This window comes from Staphylococcus sp. HMSC62D11 (assembly GCF_001839145.1).
Lineage (GTDB): Bacteria > Bacillota > Bacilli > Staphylococcales > Staphylococcaceae > Staphylococcus > Staphylococcus lugdunensis.
This window is the reverse complement of the sequence record NZ_KV840184.1, coordinates 143462-161093: the sequence shown is the minus strand read 5'-3', so window position 1 is coordinate 161093 and position 17632 is coordinate 143462. Positions and strand designations below refer to the sequence as shown.

Here is a 17632-nt window from a genome sequence, read left to right as displayed (position 1 = left end):
TAGCTATGTATCGTTGTTTAATTGCAAATAGAGGAGAAATCGCTGTGCGTATCATTCGTGCTTGTCGCGAATTAGGAATAGAAACCGTAGCGATATATGCTAAAGGTGATGAAGCTAGTCTTCATGTAAGCTTAGCTGACCAGGCAATTTGTATTGGTGAAGCAAATCCACTTGATAGTTATTTAAATATCGAACGTATTATCGGTGCTGCAGAATTATCCGGGGCTAATGCAATTCACCCAGGTTATGGCTTCTTATCAGAAAGCACAACATTTGCTGAAAAAGTTGAAGAAAACGACATTCATTTTATTGGTCCAAATAAAAAAACTATGGAGTTAATGGGAGATAAGATAACCGCTCGACAAACAGTTGATGCTGCTGGCGTACCTGTAATTCCGGGATCGAAAGACGCAGTTAACAATGTATCAGAAATTGAAAAGTTAGCTGAAGATATCGGATATCCTGTTGTTTTAAAGGCTGCTAGTGGCGGTGGTGGTAAAGGAATTAGAATTGTTAAAGATCCAGCTGATTTAGAAAAGTCTTTAAAAGAAGCTCAAAGTGAAGGACAAAAGTATTTCAACGATAGCCGTGTATATGTAGAGGCCTTTATACCTGTAGCAAAACATGTTGAAGTTCAAGTCATTGGTGATGGCAAAGATAATTATGTACATTTAGGAGAAAGAGACTGCTCAGTTCAACGAAAAAATCAAAAGCTAATAGAAGAGTCACCATGTGCGGCACTTACTGAAGAACGCCGAGAAAAAATTTGTAATGATGCTGTTAAAGTAGCTAGAGCCTCAAAATATAGAAGTGCAGGTACAATCGAATTCTTAGTTACTGAAGATGCGCATTATTTTATTGAAATGAATGCGCGAATTCAAGTTGAACATACCGTCACAGAAATGAGAACTGATCGTGATTTATTAACTGCACAATTATATTTGTTAATGCATGATAAGTTACCATTTGCACAACAAGACATCACATTTAATGGTCATGTCATTGAAGCGCGCATCAATGCTGAAAATCCTGAGAAAAAATTTCAACCATGTCCTGGCGTAGTGAAACGTTTACATCTACCACAAGGATTTAATGTCAGAGTAGATTCACTACTTTATTCGGGTTATCAAGTTTCACCTTACTATGATTCTCTAGTAGCAAAGGTCATCGTTAAATCAGAAAACAGAGCGAGCGCCATCAATAAACTCAAAGTAACTTTGGATGAAATGGTCATTGATGGATTTACAACGACAGCTGATTTCTTATATGCTGTCCTTAGCTACCCATTATATGCTGATGGCGATGCAAGTGAAGTAGATATTAAATTCTTAGAAAAACATCAAATCGTAAAAGGGGTGACTTTGTAATGGTAACCGTCGATTTAAATTGTGATCTAGGTGAAGCCTATGGAAATTATTCATTTGGTAATGACGAAGCAATTATTCCGCTCATTACCTCAGCTAATATCGCTTGTGGTTTTCATGCTGGAGATGAAAATGTACTTAATGAAACCGTTAAATTAGCAGTTAAACACCAAATTAAGATAGGTGCACATCCTGGATTTCCAGATTTGAAAGGGTTTGGAAGACGTAAAATGGCGCTCTCTTATCAAGAAATTTATAATGCAATTATTTATCAACTCGGTGCTTTGAATGGATTTTGTAAATTATATAATACTAAAATTCATCATGTAAAACCGCATGGTGCCCTTTACAATATGGGGGCTATTGATAGTACAGTTGCTCAAGCTATAGCGCAAGCTGTATATGATTTTGATTCAGAACTCATTTTAGTTGGTTTAGCTAATACATTACTGATTTCTGAAGCAGAAAAAATTGGTTTACACGCAGCTTCTGAAGTTTTTGCTGATCGCCGATACGAGAATAATGGTCAATTGGTCAATCGTCGTGAAAATGATGCGGTGATAACTGATACTGACGAAGCATTACAACAAGTCATAAAAATGGTTAAAGAAAATAAAGTGACCTCAAGAGATGGAAAAGATATTACGTTACAGGCAGATACGATTTGTGTGCACGGCGATAGTGCACATGCACTAGATTTTGTATCTCAAATAAGAAAGACATTAATGAAAGAAGGCATTGATATTCAATCATTATAGGGGGTAAATTATATGGGAGAAAAACTAAATAAAAAGGAAAAAGATTTTACTTTTACTAAAGGTCACAGGCGCTTACTTTATGGATCAGTTTTCTTAATGGCTACGTCTGCCATAGGTCCAGCCTTTTTAACTCAAACAGCAGTATTCACAGCAGAGTTTTATGCAAGCTTTGCCTTTGCAATATTGATTTCTATTCTCATCGATATAGGTGCACAAATCAATATTTGGCGAGTATTAGTAGTTACTGGATTACGTGGTCAAGAGGTGTCTAATAAAGTTTTACCTGGTTTAGGTACAATCGTGTCAATATTAATAGCTTTTGGCGGTTTAGCCTTCAACATTGGTAATATCGCTGGGGCTGGACTTGGTTTAAATGCAATGTTTGGCTTAGATATCAAATGGGGTGCCGCAATTACTGCAGTTTTCTCAATTTTAATTTTTGTTAGCAGAAGTGGTCAAAAAATCATGGATGTCGTATCAATGATACTTGGTGTCGTTATGATTGTTGTAGTTGCTTGGGTTATGGTAGTATCTAATCCACCTTATGGCGATGCAGTAGTACATATGGTTACGCCTGAACATCCACTTAAATTGATTTTACCAATTATAACTTTAGTTGGCGGTACAGTAGGCGGCTATATTACCTTTGCTGGTGCACATAGAATTTTAGATTCAGGCATGAAGGGTAAAGAATATTTACCATTTGTTAACCGTTCTGCAATAGCTGGTATTTTAACAACAGGCGTCATGAGAACATTGCTATTTCTAGCTGTATTAGGTGTTGTTATTACAGGTGTGACTTTAAGCGCAGACAATCCACCAGCTTCTGTATTTGAACATGCTCTAGGACCTATTGGTAAAAATATATTCGGTGTTGTCATTTTTGCAGCTGCTATGTCATCAGTTATCGGTTCTGCATATACAAGTGCAACATTCTTAAAAACACTTCATAAATCACTGTTTAATAAAAATAATTTGATTGTCATAACATTTATAGTAATATCTACACTGATTTTCTTATTTATCGGCAAACCAGTTAGCTTACTTATTATTGCTGGAGCTATCAATGGTTGGATTTTGCCAATTACTTTAGGTGCCATACTTATCGCAAGCAAAAAGAAATCTGTTGTAGGAGACTATAAACACCCAACTTGGATGTTGTTATTTGGTATAGTTGCAGTTATTGTGACAATTGTAACAGCTATCTTTTCACTTCAAGACTTAGCTGCACTATGGCATAGTTAACAATGAGCTTAATAAAAAAGATTCTCTATTAAATAGAGAGTCTTTTTTATTATGTATTATAATAAACTTTATTCTTGTGTATCGTGGTAAAGGCTAAAATATGATAGAATAACATTTGCTAAGAAATATAAATGAGGTGGATTTATGATTGGCATTATAGGTGCTATGGAAGAAGAAATTACAATTTTAAAAGAAAAATTAATAAATACACAATATCATACGATTGCTCATGTTGAATTTTATCAAGGAAAATTAAATGACGTCGATGTTGTACTTACACGAAGTGGCATTGGTAAAGTCAATGCAGCTATTTCTACTACGCTGCTCATTCAACAATTTAAACCTGAAATGATAATTAATACCGGTTCAGCAGGCGCTCTGGATGAAGACTTATCAATAGGTGATGTTGTAGTAAGTGACAGCGTTATTTATCATGACGTAGATGCAACAGCTTTTGGCTATCAGTATGGTCAAGTACCACAAATGCCACTCCATTTTGAAGCTGATAAACATTTACTAGATAATGTGTTAGTTGTTTTAAAAGCACAGTCTTTAAATGCAAAAGTTGGACTTATTGTTAGTGGTGATAGCTTTATCGGAAGCACAGACCAACGCCTTTTGATTAAAGAAAGATTTCCGCAAGCGTTAGCAGTTGAAATGGAAGCCACTGCCATAGCACAAACATGCCATCAGTTTAAACAACCATTTATTATCACACGAGCAATCTCAGATTTGGCAAACGGCAACGCCGATATCACATTTGAACAATTTATTGAACAAGCTGCCTTGTCTTCTAGTAAAACAGTTGAACGTTTAATTAAACAAATATAAATATAATTTAAAGGTGAAAATTATGGGTATTATAAAAAAATATTTTATGCCGAATTCATACGTGAAATCGGTATTTGAAATTGATATAGATAAACTTGCAAAATCCGGAGTTAAAGGTATTATTACAGATTTAGATAATACACTAGTAGGCTGGGATGTAAAAACACCTACTATAGAAATCAAAGAGTGGTTTAGAAAAGCAAGTGAAGCTGGAATTACAATCACTATTGTTTCAAACAACAATGAGCAACGTGTTGCTAGTTTTTCAAAAGATTTAGATGTTGATTTTATTTTTAAAGCTCGTAAACCAATGGGTAAAGCATTTAAAAAGGCATTAAAGTATATGAATATACAAGCCGAAGAAGCTGTAGTTGTCGGCGATCAAATGTTGACTGATGTCTTTGGTGGCAATCGCAATGGTTTGTATACAATCATGGTAGTTCCAGTGAAACGAACAGATGGATTTATAACTAAATTTAATAGAATTATCGAAAGACGACTCTTAAACCACTTCAAAAATAAGGGCTATATCTCATGGGAGGAAAATTGATTGACTGAGACTTTAAAATGTATTGGTTGCGGTGCACCATTGCAATCCGAAAATAAAAACGCGCCTGGTTATGTACCAGAACACAATTTATTTCGCAAAGATGTAATTTGTCGACGATGCTTTAGATTGAAAAACTATAATGAAGTACAAGATGTAGGAATGGATAGTGAAGATTTTTTAAATTTATTAAATGGTCTATCTGATCGCTCGGGTATCATTGTTAATGTTGTAGATATTTTTGATTTTGAGGGGTCTTTTATTAATGCCTTAAAACGCATTGTAGGTAATAAAAAAATCATACTCGTTGCTAATAAATTAGATTTATTGCCGAAACAAATTAATCATCGTCGTGTGAAAGAATGGTTAAAGCGCTCAGCAAAAAAATATGGTTTAGAAGCTGAAGAAGTTGTGCTAATTTCTGCTGAAAAAGGGTGGGGAATTGAAGACTTATTAACAGCTATTAATCAAAACCGTGACCATGAAGATGTTTATATTGTAGGTACGACAAATGTGGGTAAATCGACACTAATTAATAAATTAATTGAGTTAAGTGTTGGCGAAAAGGATGTTGTTACAACTTCTAGGTTCCCAGGCACAACATTAGATATGATTGATATTCCATTAGATGAAACATCATTTATGTATGATACCCCTGGCATTATTCAAGAACATCAAATGACACATTTAGTTACTGAAAAAGAATTGAAAACGATTATACCAAAAAAAGAAATTAAACAACGTGTATACCAATTAAATGAATCACAAACATTATTTTTCGGGGGACTCGCTCGAATTGATTATGTTTCAGGTGGAAAAAGACCACTCATTTGCTTCTTTTCAAATGATTTAAATATACACCGCACTAAAACAGAAAAAGCCAATGAGTTATGGAAAAACCAATTAGGTGATTTACTTACACCCCCAAATAATGTTTCAAATTTCAATCTGAAAGATATAAAGGCTGTGCGCTTAGAAACAGGAAAAGAAAAACGAGACATTATGATATCTGGGTTAGGTTTTATTACGATTGATTCAGGTGCCAAAGTCATTGTCAGAGTACCCAAAAACGTCGATGTAGTGTTAAGAAATTCAATTTTATAAGGTGTGATATTTATGAAATTTGCAGTTATCGGAGATCCGATTTCACATTCTTTATCGCCATTAATGCATAATGCTAACTTTAAAGCCCTTAATATGAGACATACGTATGAAGCTATTCATGTTCCAAGAGAACACTTTCATCATATTAAAGACATTATAGCCGAAAAGGAAATTGATGGTTTTAACGTGACAATACCTCACAAAGAAGCCATCATTCCATACTTAGATGTTATAGATGATACTGCTAAAAACATAGGAGCAGTGAATACCATTGCAATAAAACAAGGTAAATGGATTGGCTACAATACAGATGGTATAGGTTATGTAACTGGGTTAAAGCATATTTATCCTGATATTGAGCATGCCTACATATTGATACTAGGTGCTGGAGGTGCCAGTAAAGGCATTGCCCATGAACTTATAAAATACGTTGAACCTAAAATAACGGTAGCCAATCGGACAGCTAAACGTTTTGATTCATGGACTTTAGACGTAAATAAAATTTCGTTGAAAACCGCTGAACGACATTTAAATCAATTTGATATTATAATTAATACAACGCCTGTAGGTATGTCTCAAAGTAAAGCATCAGTTGTATCACTTTCAAATTTATCACCACAAACTTTAGTAAGTGACATTGTATATATACCTGCAAAAACACCATTTTTAGACCAAGCTGAACAAAATGGTAATCCGATATATAATGGCTTAGATATGTTTATATTACAAGGAGCAGCAAGTTTTAATATATGGACTGGCCAAACTGCAAACATAAATACAATGAAGCAAACAGTAATTAATAAACTAAAAGGAGCATCCTCATGTTAACTGGTAAACAAAAAAGATATTTAAGAAGTTTAGCACATAATACGGATCCAACATTTCAAATTGGCAAATCTGGAATAAATGAAAATATGTGTAACCAAATTAGCGATACATTAGAAAAAAGAGAACTTGTAAAAATTCATATTTTACAAAATAATTTTGATGATAAAAATGATTTAGCAATACAATTAGCTAGTTCAACTAAAAGCGAAGTCGTTCAAATAATCGGGTCAATGATTGTGTTATATAAAGAATCAGAAGAAAATAAGCACATCAATTTACCTTAAATGACTAAAAAAATTGTTTTATATGGCGGACAATTCAACCCGATACACACGGCGCATATGGTGGTTGCTACTGAAGTTTATCATTTTATCCAACCAGATCATTTTTATTTTTTACCTAGTTATATGTCACCATTAAAAGATCATAAACAACACCTTAACACAAAGCATAGAATAAAAATGATTCAACTTGTTATTGATATATTAGGTTTTGGAGAGATTTGCTATGAAGAGCTGGAACGCAAAGGAACAAGTTACACTTTCGATACGATACAATCTTTGATTAGTAAAAATCAAGATGCAGAATTTTATTTTGTCATTGGAACAGACCAATACAATCAACTTGAACAATGGCATAACATCAATCAGCTTAAAGAAATAATTACATTTGTTATCGTAAATAGAGATACGTCACATCAAATAGTTGATCCGTCAATGATTTCAATAGATATTCCTAGGATAGATATTAGTTCTACCATGATACGTAAACGAGTTCAAAACAATAAAAACATCCAAGTACTCGTTCCACCAAATGTAGAAAGCTATATCAGAGAGGAAGGATTATATGAAAATTAAAAAAGCTGTCAAACTAACAAAAGAAAAGTTACCTAAAAAACGTTTCGATCATTCTTTACGTGTTGCTGAAACTGCAGTGAAATTAGCAGAAATATATGATGGCGATGTTGCTAAAGCTGAATTAGCAGGTGTATTACATGACTACTGTAAATATGATGATTTAAGTTCCATGTATCAAGTTGTAAGACAATATGATTTGGATAATGATTTACTTAGTTATGGTGGTGAGATACTACATGGCCCTGTTTGTGCTGCGTTGATGAAAGCCAAATATGGTATTGAAGATGAAGAGGTATTATCAGCGATTCATTATCATACTACAGGTCGACAACACATGACTAAAACAGAAAAATTAGTATTTATTGCAGATTACATTGAACCTGGAAGAAAAACCCCAGGAGTTGAAGAAATTCGAGATATGGCATACAATCAAGGTAGCTTAGATAAAACAATTTATGAAATTTCTAAGCGAACAGTATTATTCTTAATTGACAAAGATATTACAGTGTATGGTGCAACGATAGCATGTTTAAACTATTATAACTATAGTGATCAAAGAATAAAGGATGATTAAATGAGCTCAGAACAATTGTTAACAATGACTGTCAAAGCGACAGAAAATAAGAAAGCTGAAGATATTGTTTCTCTAGATATGAAGGGAATCAGTGATATGACTGACTATTTTGTTGTGTGTCACGGTAACAATGAACGACAAGTTCAATCCATTGCAAGAGCTGTTAAAGAAATGGCTCAAGAACAAGGTCTTAACTTAAAACGTATAGAGGGTTATGAAAGTGCACGCTGGATTTTAATAGATTTAGTCAATGTCGTTGTTCATGTATTCCATAAAGACGAAAGAAGCTATTATAATATTGAGAAACTATATCAAGATGCGCCAATAGAATCATATGGTCAGGCTGTATATTAAATGATGCAATATCAAGACATGAGTAATTTTTATGATTTATTTACTCAAGACCAACCATATGACTTGTGGTTCGATATTGTTCAACAACTATCTGTAAGTTTACCTTCAAATCCCAAAATACTTGATATCGGTTGTGGTACTGGGACTTTAACATCAATGCTAACAAATATTGGTGAAGTTACAGGTATGGATTTAAGCGTGGACATGTTAGCAATTGCAACACAAAAATCTAATCAAGTTCAATGGCTTGAAGGTGATATGACTGATTTTGACTTAAATCTTTCATTTGATTTAATAACAATATTTTGTGATTCATTAAATTATTTACCTGAAACGAATGATGTTACACAAACTTTTGCTAATATTTTCAATCATCTTTCCGATGATGGTATATTTATTTTTGATGTACATACACCATACAAAATGGAAACATTATTTAATAATCAGAATTATATAGAAGAACAAAATGATACTTTTCTAGCATGGCAAGCCTTCCGTGGAGAAGTACCATTAAGTGTTTATCATGAAATGACTTTCTTTAAGCTTAATGATCATAAAAATTATCAACGCTTTGACGAATCACATTATCAAAGAACTTTCGATGAAACACAGTATCGACTAATGTTGAAGCAAGCAGGTTTCAATCATATCAAAACTTTTACTGATTTTAATATGAATGAGCATTCAGATAACGGACTCAGATTGTTTTTTATCGTTCAAAAGTAATTTTTATAGCATAAGTAGTAAATATTAAGAATTTAAATAACAAACTCAAGTAAACTCACGCTTTCTATCGTTTATATCTTTAGAGAGGTGAGTTTTTTGTTTCAATGGAAGCAACAGTTGATAAACATATTTACTAGATGGAAATATTATTTTTTAATTGCGCTAGCTTGCATAATACTATTGATAGGTTATTTTGTATTTCAGATGCATCAGCCTTCTGCAAACATGGATAATGACGGTGCTGCATTGATAGATAACGATCAACAACAAAATTCTAATGTAAAAGAGTCTAAAGATCAGAAAGGAAAAGCATCAGATTCACAAAAGGGAACAGTTTTTGTCGATTTGAAGGGGGCTGTAGAACACCCAGATGTTTATGAAATGCCGTCAACAGCAAGAGTAAATGATTTAATCAAAAAAGCAAAGTTAAAATCAAACGCAGATATTTCACATATAAATCTGTCAGAAAAGCTTGTTGACCAAAAGATGATTTATATACCGACCAAAAATGAGCAATATGTATCAACTAATAACAATCAACAACCAACAAACTCAAATGAAACTATTCAAGGGCAAAGTCAAATCAATTTAAATACTGCTAATGAAGCATCACTTACAAAAGTTCCTGGTATCGGTCCTTCAAAAGCAAAAGAAATTTTAAATTACAAAGAACAGCACGGCCAATTTACCAGTGTTGATGAATTAAAAAAAATAAAAGGTATTGGTGAAAAAACATTTGAAAAATTAAAGCAATACTTTACTGTTTAAATTTTTCTATAATAATTAGGGTACACACTAGCAAGCGTGGAGTGATAACGCTTGACTACGGTCTAAAAAAGATTGAAAAATAATAAACAACATATATACTAAAACCATAGAACTTAGCAAAGTACATCACGGAGGTAAAAAATGGAAAGAATAAAATGGGAAGAATACTTTATGGCTCAAAGCCATTTGTTAGCATTACGTTCAACTTGTCAACGTTTATCTGTAGGAGCAACGATTGTGAAAGATAATCGTATTATTGCTGGTGGATATAACGGCTCAGTAGCTGGAGAGGTTCACTGTATTGATGAAGGCTGTTTAATTGAAGATGGTCATTGTATACGTACAATTCATGCAGAAATGAACGCGTTATTACAGTGTGCGAAACAAGGTGTATCAACTGAAGGGGCAACGATTTATGTTACTCATTTTCCTTGCTTAAATTGTACAAAGTCAATTATTCAAGCAGGTATTACAACAATTTATTATGCTCAAGATTATCATAACCATGAATATGCAATACGTTTATTGGATCAATCTGGTATTACATACAAAAAGATTCCATTTTCTGCTGAATATGTAGCAAAATATTTAACACAGTCGTGATTTAAGTGTTTTATATTGCATTAGCATTTCTTGCCGGAGCACTTTGGTATTCTAATTTTTATATTTCACTATTAATTTTTGTATGCTTACTTTATTTTGTTGCTATTAAAAGGTTAACACTTATTTGTTTTGTGCTTTCAATTTTCATTTCAATATTAAGCTACAATATCTATAGCAACCTTAACAATTCAATCAAAGAGCAGGAGATTTTTAATAAACATCATGAGCAAATCTCAGCATTTGCTCATGTCACATCAGCCATTGTCCAAAATAACGATTTTATTAAAGGACATCTTATAGTCTATAATCGAGAATATAATTATATTTACTATATTAAAAAACAAGATAAAGGTAAGTATATTCACAAGTTAAAACATTACACTTGCAAAATAAACGGCAATCTTACTCATTCAGAATCTCAAAATGCCCTTCTTGTAGTAAAAAGCATAGATTTTAAAAGCTGTAAAATAAATTCAAATCCTAATTTCATTCAACGTCACATTGATTTTATTAATAATCAGATTGTTCATTCAGGTACAAAATATCCATACCGCATTATCGCCTTAATAACTGGAGATACTTCTCAATTAAACAGTACTATAAAAGACGCTGTTAAGGACATAGGTATATATCATCTTTTAGCTGTGAGTGGCTCCCATGTTGCTGTAATCACATTGATTATTTACCAATCGCTAGTAAGATGGAATACACCACTTATTACTATTAAATTACTTTGTGTCTGCATTTTAGTTATTTTTGCTGTTGAAACTCAGTTTGCACCAAGTGCACTAAGATCAATTATTGCTATGATAATTATATTATTTAAGCCAAAAAGGACCTCACTATCAGGCCTAAATATATTAGCTTTCGTCTTTTTATTACTCCTTATCGTACAACCTGATTTTTTATATGATATCGGATTCCAATTTTCTTTCTTAATTTCGCTTTTTCTTATATTAGCACAGCCATCAATTCATCATCTGTCAAGATTAAAGGCCTTTTTTGTAATCACATATATTGCACAGTTAGGCGCATTACTTATACAAATTTACCATTTTAACCAAGTTCAATGGATTGGCATTTTGACAAACTTAATTTTCGTACCTCTATATTCCTTTATTTATTTTCCTTTAACTCTATTTTTCTTTTTAATCTCTCACATTTTCATAAATATTAAATTATTAAATTTCATCATCGATTATTTATTTGCTTTACATGACCAATTAGTATATTTCTTTTTAAAACTAAATAATTACCAATGGAACATTCCACAATTAAGTAATATGACTATAATGTTTTTAAGTATCTTAGTGATTTTAAGTTTCATCATTTTCATTCACAAAAAGTATATTCAGTCTTTAGCACTTATAATTTTAAGTTTAATCATTGTAAGCTATACTGCACATAGTCACGTACCTACATTAACTAGCTTTGACGTTGGCCAAGGTGATAGCTTGCTGTATCAAACATCAAGAAATCATAATATACTTATCGATACAGGGGGAAAAACAGCACAAAATCATTCTACAATTACACATAATATTGCCAAATATCATATTATCCCATCATTAAAAAAACGTGGCGTATCCAAATTAGATGAAGTCATTATTACACATCCACACGTTGATCATATGGGTGAATTAACTTATCTTATGCAGCATATTAGAATCAAACAACTAGTAATAAATAGTAAAAGCTTTCCTATTTCTCAATTAAATGTGATAAAAAAATGGTGTTCAAAATACAATATAATACTGATTAATGCTGATCATATCAACACTATGCACTTTGATGATTCAACAATTCAATTTTTGAGAAGTTATATTTATGACAGTCAAGATAAAAACGAACAGTCTATTGTTTTATTAATCAAATACCATTACAAAACGATATTGCTAATGGGCGACGCTAGTCAACGTAATGAAAAAATACTTATGAAAAAGTACCATTTACCTCACATAGATATTTTGAAAGTAGGGCATCATGGCAGCAAAACGAGTAGCTCTATGATATTTTTAAAACAAATTCAACCTAAAATAAGTATTATTTCTAGCGGTAAACATAACAAATATCATCATCCATCTATAGAAACTATTCATAAATTATTATCTATACACAGTAAATTATTTAATACGCAAGATAAAGGCGAAATCAGTGTGTCACTTGATTCCAAATTAACGATAAAATTAAATCATGGTAATCACTAGAGCTAAAAGATATATCAATGCTATAATTATAAGATACCTTACATAAATGAATAAGGAGATATAAGCATGCCTCAAAACTTAATTGCCGTCTATGGTGATGTTCCAGAATTAGTGGAAAAACAAAGCTTAGAAATCATTCAAACATATCTACAACAAGAAAGAGATGATTTTAATTTTGTGAAATTTAATTTATACGAACATGATATATCGACTATTATTGAAGAAACACTGACATTACCTTTCTTTTCAGAAAAAAAGGCTATCTTAGTTAAAAATGCTTATGTATTTACAGGAGAAAAAGTTCCAAAAGATTTATCAACAAACACTGATAAATTATTAGAATTTATTGATAAATATGATGGTGACAATCTTATTATTTTTGAAGTATACCAAAACAAATTAGATGAACGAAAAAAGTTAACAAAAGCGCTTAAAAAGCATGGACAAATTAAAAAAATTGAACAAATGTCAGAAGAAGATATAAAAAATTGGATTCAGCAACAATTACACGAAAATTATAAAGACATTAAACAAGATGCTTTAAATCTATTTATTGAATTGACAGGAATTAATTTTAACATTGTGCAACAAGAGTTGGAAAAGCTAATGTTGTTCATAGGGGATAGACCAACAATCAATAAACAGGATGTCAGCATGATTATCAATCGTAGTTTAGAACAGAATGTCTTTTTGCTCACTGAATACATTCAAAAGAATCAAAAACAAAAAGCAATAAATTTAGTTAAAGATTTAATTATTATGAAAGAAGAACCAATTAAATTACTCGCATTAATTACTAGTAACTACCGTCTTTATTATCAATGTAAAATATTAAGCCAAAAAGGATATAGCGCACAGCAAATTGCCAAAACGGTGAATGCACATCCATATCGCGTTAAATTAGCATTAGGACAAATACGACACTATCAATTGAATGATATTTTGGATATTATTAATGCTTGTGCTGAAACTGACTATAAGCTTAAATCTTCATATATGGATAAACAACTTATACTAGAGTTATTTATTCTTTCTATTTAAAAATAAAAAACAGTCTGGAAATGATATCCAGACTGTTAATTTAATATTTACTTTGCACTCATGAGTTGAGATTTAATTCGATCAGCTTTGTTTGAGTGGATTAAATTACTTTGAGCAGATTTATCAACTAATTTAATTGCAAAATTAACTAATTCTGCTTTGTTGTCAGCATTTGAAGCAATAGCTGCTTTAGCATTTTTTACTGCTGTACGCATCGCATTTTTTTGAGAAATATTACGTTCTTCAGCTGTTTGAGTTGTTTTCACACGTTTAACTGCAGATTTGATGTTTGGCATTACTGTCACCTCCTAAAAGTGAAGTTATCTTATCAAATTATATTTGATTGCAACAAGAAATATTTTATCAAAACTACTATGTTTGTGCAATCATTAATTGACCCTTGCGGAATTAAAACAGATATTTTACTTATTTATATTGGAATGCGTAATAGAACACTTTATAATTATACTATAAATAAAAATGATAAAAATTACTTGAGCTCATATATTTATCGATCAATTGCATGACCTTTAAAATTGAAGCATTTCAATTTCTGAAAAGACATATTTGCAAATGAATGTTAAAAACGTTATTATGTCAAAGATGTATACATATAAGGGTTAAATTTATGAAAGTGAGAAGGATTAATATAATGGATAAGCAAAATCGCTATGATAGAAGGGAAAACATCCGAAATTTCTCTATTATCGCACATATAGATCACGGCAAATCTACGTTAGCAGACAGAATATTAGAAAATACTAAATCTGTTGAATCTCGTGATATGCAAGACCAATTATTAGATTCTATGGATTTAGAAAGAGAACGTGGTATCACAATTAAATTAAATGCTGTACGGTTAAAATATGATGCTAAAGATGGACAGACTTATACTTTCCATCTTATTGATACACCAGGACATGTCGATTTCACATATGAAGTTTCTCGTTCACTTGCAGCATGCGAAGGTGCAATTTTAGTTGTAGACGCAGCTCAAGGAATTGAAGCACAAACTTTGGCCAATGTCTATCTTGCTTTAGACAATGATTTAGAATTATTGCCAGTAGTAAATAAAATTGATTTACCTGCCGCGGAACCTGAACGTGTGAAACAAGAATTAGAAGATGTTATTGGTTTAGATAAGGACGATGTTGTTTTAGCAAGTGCAAAATCAAACATTGGAATCGAAGATATATTAGAAAAAATTGTAGACGTCATACCACCACCAGATGGCGATCCAGAAGCACCATTAAAAGCACTTATTTTTGATTCTGAATATGATCCATACCGCGGAGTTATTTCGTCTATTCGTGTGATTGACGGTGTTGTAAAAGCTGGAGACCGTATTAAAATGATGGCAACTGGCAAGGAATTTGAAGTTACCGAAGTTGGAATTAACACACCTAAACAATTACCGATTGAAGAATTAACAGTTGGCGATGTCGGTTATATCATTGCGTCGATTAAAAACGTAGATGATTCTCGTGTGGGTGATACCATTACGCTTGCAAATAATCCAGCCGAACAACCATTAAAAGGGTATAAAAAAATGAATCCTATGGTTTATTGTGGATTGTTCCCAATAGATAATAGAGATTACAACGATTTACGTGAAGCTTTAGAAAAATTGCAGTTAAATGATGCGTCATTAGAGTTTGAACCAGAATCATCTCAAGCATTAGGATTTGGATATCGTACTGGCTTTTTAGGTATGTTGCATATGGAAATCATTCAAGAACGTATAGAACGCGAATTTGGTATAGAATTAATTGCCACTGCACCTTCAGTAATCTATCAATGTTTGATGAAAGATGGTTCTAAAGTGACTGTAGATAACCCAGCACAAATGCCTGAACGTGATCGTATTGAAAGTATATACGAACCCTATGTAAGAGCCACGATGATGGTACCAAATGACTATGTAGGTGCTGTAATGGAGCTGTGTCAACGGAAACGTGGACAATTTATTAATATGGATTATTTAGACGATATTCGCGTTAATATCGTGTATGAAATACCATTATCAGAAGTAGTATTCGATTTCTTTGACCAATTAAAGTCTAATACAAAAGGCTACGCTTCTTTCGATTATGAATTCATTGAAAACAAAGAAAGCAACCTTGTTAAAATGGATATTTTACTCAACGGTGATAAGGTTGATGCATTAAGCTTTATTGTCCATCGAGACTTTGCTTACGAGCGAGGTAAAGCTCTAGTTGAAAAGTTGAAAACATTAATCCCTAGACAGCAATTTGAAGTCCCTGTACAAGCTGCAATCGGTCAAAAAATTATTGCGCGTACGAACATTAAATCTATGGGTAAAAATGTGTTATCCAAATGTTATGGCGGGGACATTAGCCGTAAGCGTAAATTATTAGAAAAACAAAAAGCAGGTAAAGCTAAAATGAAAGCAGTGGGTAACGTTGAAATACCACAAGATGCTTTCCTAGCCGTCTTAAAAATGGATGATGAATAATGAAAATAGAGGTCAAGATACAAGAACACATACGTTTAAAGTTAAATAACGTTTCCACATTCGACGCTAACGTGGTCTTCAATTGAACTGAAGTAATAACGTTATTAGCTTTAGCAATAGATGTTTTTTGTCTTAGCCTCTATTTCGTTTGATTACTATGATAAAGTAGAGAAGGTGGCAAAATGACAATAAATAGTGCTTATATCCATATCCCATTTTGCGTAAGAATTTGCACCTACTGTGATTTTAATAAATATTTTATAGCAAAACAGCCAGTTGATGACTATTTAGATGCTTTAATAAAGGAAATGCATACAAGACTTAATCCAAATATTGAAACAATGTATGTTGGTGGCGGAACTCCAACTGCCTTAAATATTAAACAGTTAGAAAAGTTATTAAAAGCGATTAATAAGTTATTTACAATTTCAGGTGAATATACGTTCGAAGCTAATCCCGATGAATTAACCTTTCAAAAAGTTAAATTACTAAAAGATTACGGCGTAAATCGCATTTCAATGGGCGTACAAACATTTAAACCTGAACTATTAACAATTTTAGGACGTACACATAATACACAAGACATCTATCAAGCTGTTGACTATGCAAACAAGGTGGACATTTCTTCCATAAGTTTAGACTTAATGTATCATCTGCCACAACAAACTTTAGACGACTTTAAAGATAGTATAGAACGAGCGCTTAGTATGGATATAAATCATATCTCAAGTTATGGTTTGATTTTAGAACCAAAAACTCAATTTTATAACTTATATCGTAAGGGAAAACTAAAATTACCAAATGAAGATTTAGGCGCTGATATGTATCAGTATTTAATGCATCGTTTAAATCACTCAAAGTTTCAGCAATATGAAATATCGAACTTTGCTGAAAAAGGTCATGCTTCTACGCACAATATGACCTATTGGAAAAACGAGGAATACTATGGTTTTGGCGCCGGTGCAAGTGGCTATGTAAATGGCAAAAGATATACCAATGTTAATCCAGTAAATCACTATATCAAAGCAGTACAAGCTGATAAACCTCCAATATTATCTTTCACAATACCTACAATCAAAGAACAAATGGAAGAAGAAATGTTTTTAGGTTTAAGAATGAATAAGGGCGTTAATATTATCCGTTTCAAACAAAAATTTGACCAATCCATTTATCAAGTCTTTGGTCAAACAATTCATGATTTAAGTCAAAAGGAATTAATTAAACAAAATAGTAACTATTTCGCATTAACTGAACGCGGAAAAGTCATTGGTAATGAAGTATTTGAAGCATTTTTATTAAGCTAAAAATTTTTTTACAAATCCAAGCCTTTAACATTGACTTACTTTGAC

19 protein-coding genes are annotated in these 17632 nt (G+C 32.2%); 18 read left to right on the top strand and 1 reads right to left on the bottom strand.

The genetic code is table 11. The features are described 5' to 3' along the window. Positions 1-5: 5 nt before the first annotated feature. From HMPREF3267_RS03730 to holA, 16 genes are all read left to right on the top strand, one after another. The gene (locus tag HMPREF3267_RS03730; RefSeq protein ID WP_002458957.1) at positions 6-1367 is read left to right on the top strand and encodes an acetyl-CoA carboxylase biotin carboxylase subunit; all 1362 of its coding nucleotides are present in this window, start codon (positions 6-8) and stop codon (positions 1365-1367) included. Continuing rightward, entirely contained in the window at positions 1367-2122 is a 756-nt protein-coding gene (gene pxpA / locus HMPREF3267_RS03725; RefSeq protein WP_002478099.1) for a 5-oxoprolinase subunit PxpA, read from the top strand. The genes HMPREF3267_RS03730 and pxpA overlap by 1 nt, the downstream gene beginning before the upstream one ends. Positions 2123-2134: 12 nt before the next feature. Then, positions 2135-3367 (top strand): NRAMP family divalent metal transporter, encoded by a 1233-nt coding sequence (locus tag HMPREF3267_RS03720; RefSeq protein WP_002458959.1) that lies wholly within the window; start codon positions 2135-2137, stop codon positions 3365-3367. A gap of 144 nt (positions 3368-3511) precedes the next feature. Next, positions 3512-4198: a 5'-methylthioadenosine/adenosylhomocysteine nucleosidase gene (locus HMPREF3267_RS03715; RefSeq protein WP_002492909.1), complete on the top strand. Its 687-nt coding sequence runs from the start codon at positions 3512-3514 to the stop codon at positions 4196-4198. A 22-nt stretch (positions 4199-4220) separates the two neighbouring features. Next, on the top strand, positions 4221-4748 hold the full coding sequence (locus tag HMPREF3267_RS03710; protein WP_002458961.1) for a YqeG family HAD IIIA-type phosphatase: 528 nt from the start codon (positions 4221-4223) through the stop codon (positions 4746-4748). Beyond that, the gene (gene yqeH / locus HMPREF3267_RS03705) at positions 4749-5849 is read left to right on the top strand and encodes a ribosome biogenesis GTPase YqeH (RefSeq protein ID WP_062077692.1); all 1101 of its coding nucleotides are present in this window, start codon (positions 4749-4751) and stop codon (positions 5847-5849) included. It begins immediately after the preceding gene. Positions 5850-5861: 12 nt separating this feature from the next. Beyond that, entirely contained in the window at positions 5862-6677 is an 816-nt protein-coding gene (gene aroE / locus HMPREF3267_RS03700; protein WP_062077690.1) for a shikimate dehydrogenase, read from the top strand. Continuing rightward, positions 6671-6961, top strand: coding sequence for a ribosome assembly RNA-binding protein YhbY (yhbY, locus tag HMPREF3267_RS03695; RefSeq protein ID WP_002478102.1), 291 nt, complete (start codon positions 6671-6673; stop codon positions 6959-6961). The genes aroE and yhbY overlap by 7 nt, the downstream gene beginning before the upstream one ends. Beyond that, positions 6962-7534, top strand: a complete 573-nt coding sequence (locus HMPREF3267_RS03690; RefSeq protein ID WP_062077688.1) for a nicotinate-nucleotide adenylyltransferase — start codon at positions 6962-6964, stop codon at positions 7532-7534. After that, on the top strand, positions 7524-8108 hold the full coding sequence (gene yqeK / locus HMPREF3267_RS03685) for a bis(5'-nucleosyl)-tetraphosphatase (symmetrical) YqeK (RefSeq protein WP_002458966.1): 585 nt from the start codon (positions 7524-7526) through the stop codon (positions 8106-8108). The genes HMPREF3267_RS03690 and yqeK overlap by 11 nt, the downstream gene beginning before the upstream one ends. Next, the gene (gene rsfS / locus HMPREF3267_RS03680) at positions 8109-8462 is read left to right on the top strand and encodes a ribosome silencing factor (RefSeq protein ID WP_002478103.1); all 354 of its coding nucleotides are present in this window, start codon (positions 8109-8111) and stop codon (positions 8460-8462) included. Continuing rightward, on the top strand, positions 8463-9188 hold the full coding sequence (locus tag HMPREF3267_RS03675; RefSeq protein WP_037540780.1) for a class I SAM-dependent DNA methyltransferase: 726 nt from the start codon (positions 8463-8465) through the stop codon (positions 9186-9188). 87 nt (positions 9189-9275) lie between these two features. Beyond that, complete coding sequence (locus HMPREF3267_RS03670; RefSeq protein ID WP_104013900.1) at positions 9276-9956, top strand: helix-hairpin-helix domain-containing protein; 681 nt, start codon at positions 9276-9278, stop codon at positions 9954-9956. A gap of 141 nt (positions 9957-10097) precedes the next feature. Beyond that, positions 10098-10559 carry a ComE operon protein 2 gene (locus HMPREF3267_RS03665; protein WP_002458970.1) on the top strand — a complete coding sequence of 154 codons (462 nt, stop codon included), beginning with the start codon at positions 10098-10100 and terminating at the stop codon, positions 10557-10559. Positions 10560-10564: 5 nt separating this feature from the next. Continuing rightward, positions 10565-12766: a DNA internalization-related competence protein ComEC/Rec2 gene (locus tag HMPREF3267_RS03660; RefSeq protein WP_062077686.1), complete on the top strand. Its 2202-nt coding sequence runs from the start codon at positions 10565-10567 to the stop codon at positions 12764-12766. A gap of 66 nt (positions 12767-12832) precedes the next feature. Then, positions 12833-13807 carry a DNA polymerase III subunit delta gene (gene holA, locus HMPREF3267_RS03655; RefSeq protein ID WP_002478106.1) on the top strand — a complete coding sequence of 325 codons (975 nt, stop codon included), beginning with the start codon at positions 12833-12835 and terminating at the stop codon, positions 13805-13807. 47 nt (positions 13808-13854) lie between these two features. Here the strand turns inward: holA and rpsT are convergent, their stop codons facing one another. Next, positions 13855-14103, bottom strand: coding sequence for a 30S ribosomal protein S20 (rpsT, locus tag HMPREF3267_RS03650; protein WP_002458974.1), 249 nt, complete (start codon positions 14101-14103; stop codon positions 13855-13857). A gap of 356 nt (positions 14104-14459) precedes the next feature. Here rpsT and lepA point away from each other — a divergent pair, with 356 nt between their 5' ends. Together lepA and hemW are read left to right on the top strand one after the other, a co-directional pair. Next, positions 14460-16283, top strand: coding sequence for a translation elongation factor 4 (gene lepA, locus HMPREF3267_RS03645; RefSeq protein WP_002478107.1), 1824 nt, complete (start codon positions 14460-14462; stop codon positions 16281-16283). A 182-nt stretch (positions 16284-16465) separates the two neighbouring features. Then, entirely contained in the window at positions 16466-17587 is a 1122-nt protein-coding gene (gene hemW, locus HMPREF3267_RS03640; RefSeq protein ID WP_062077684.1) for a radical SAM family heme chaperone HemW, read from the top strand. Positions 17588-17632: the final 45 nt, after the last annotated feature.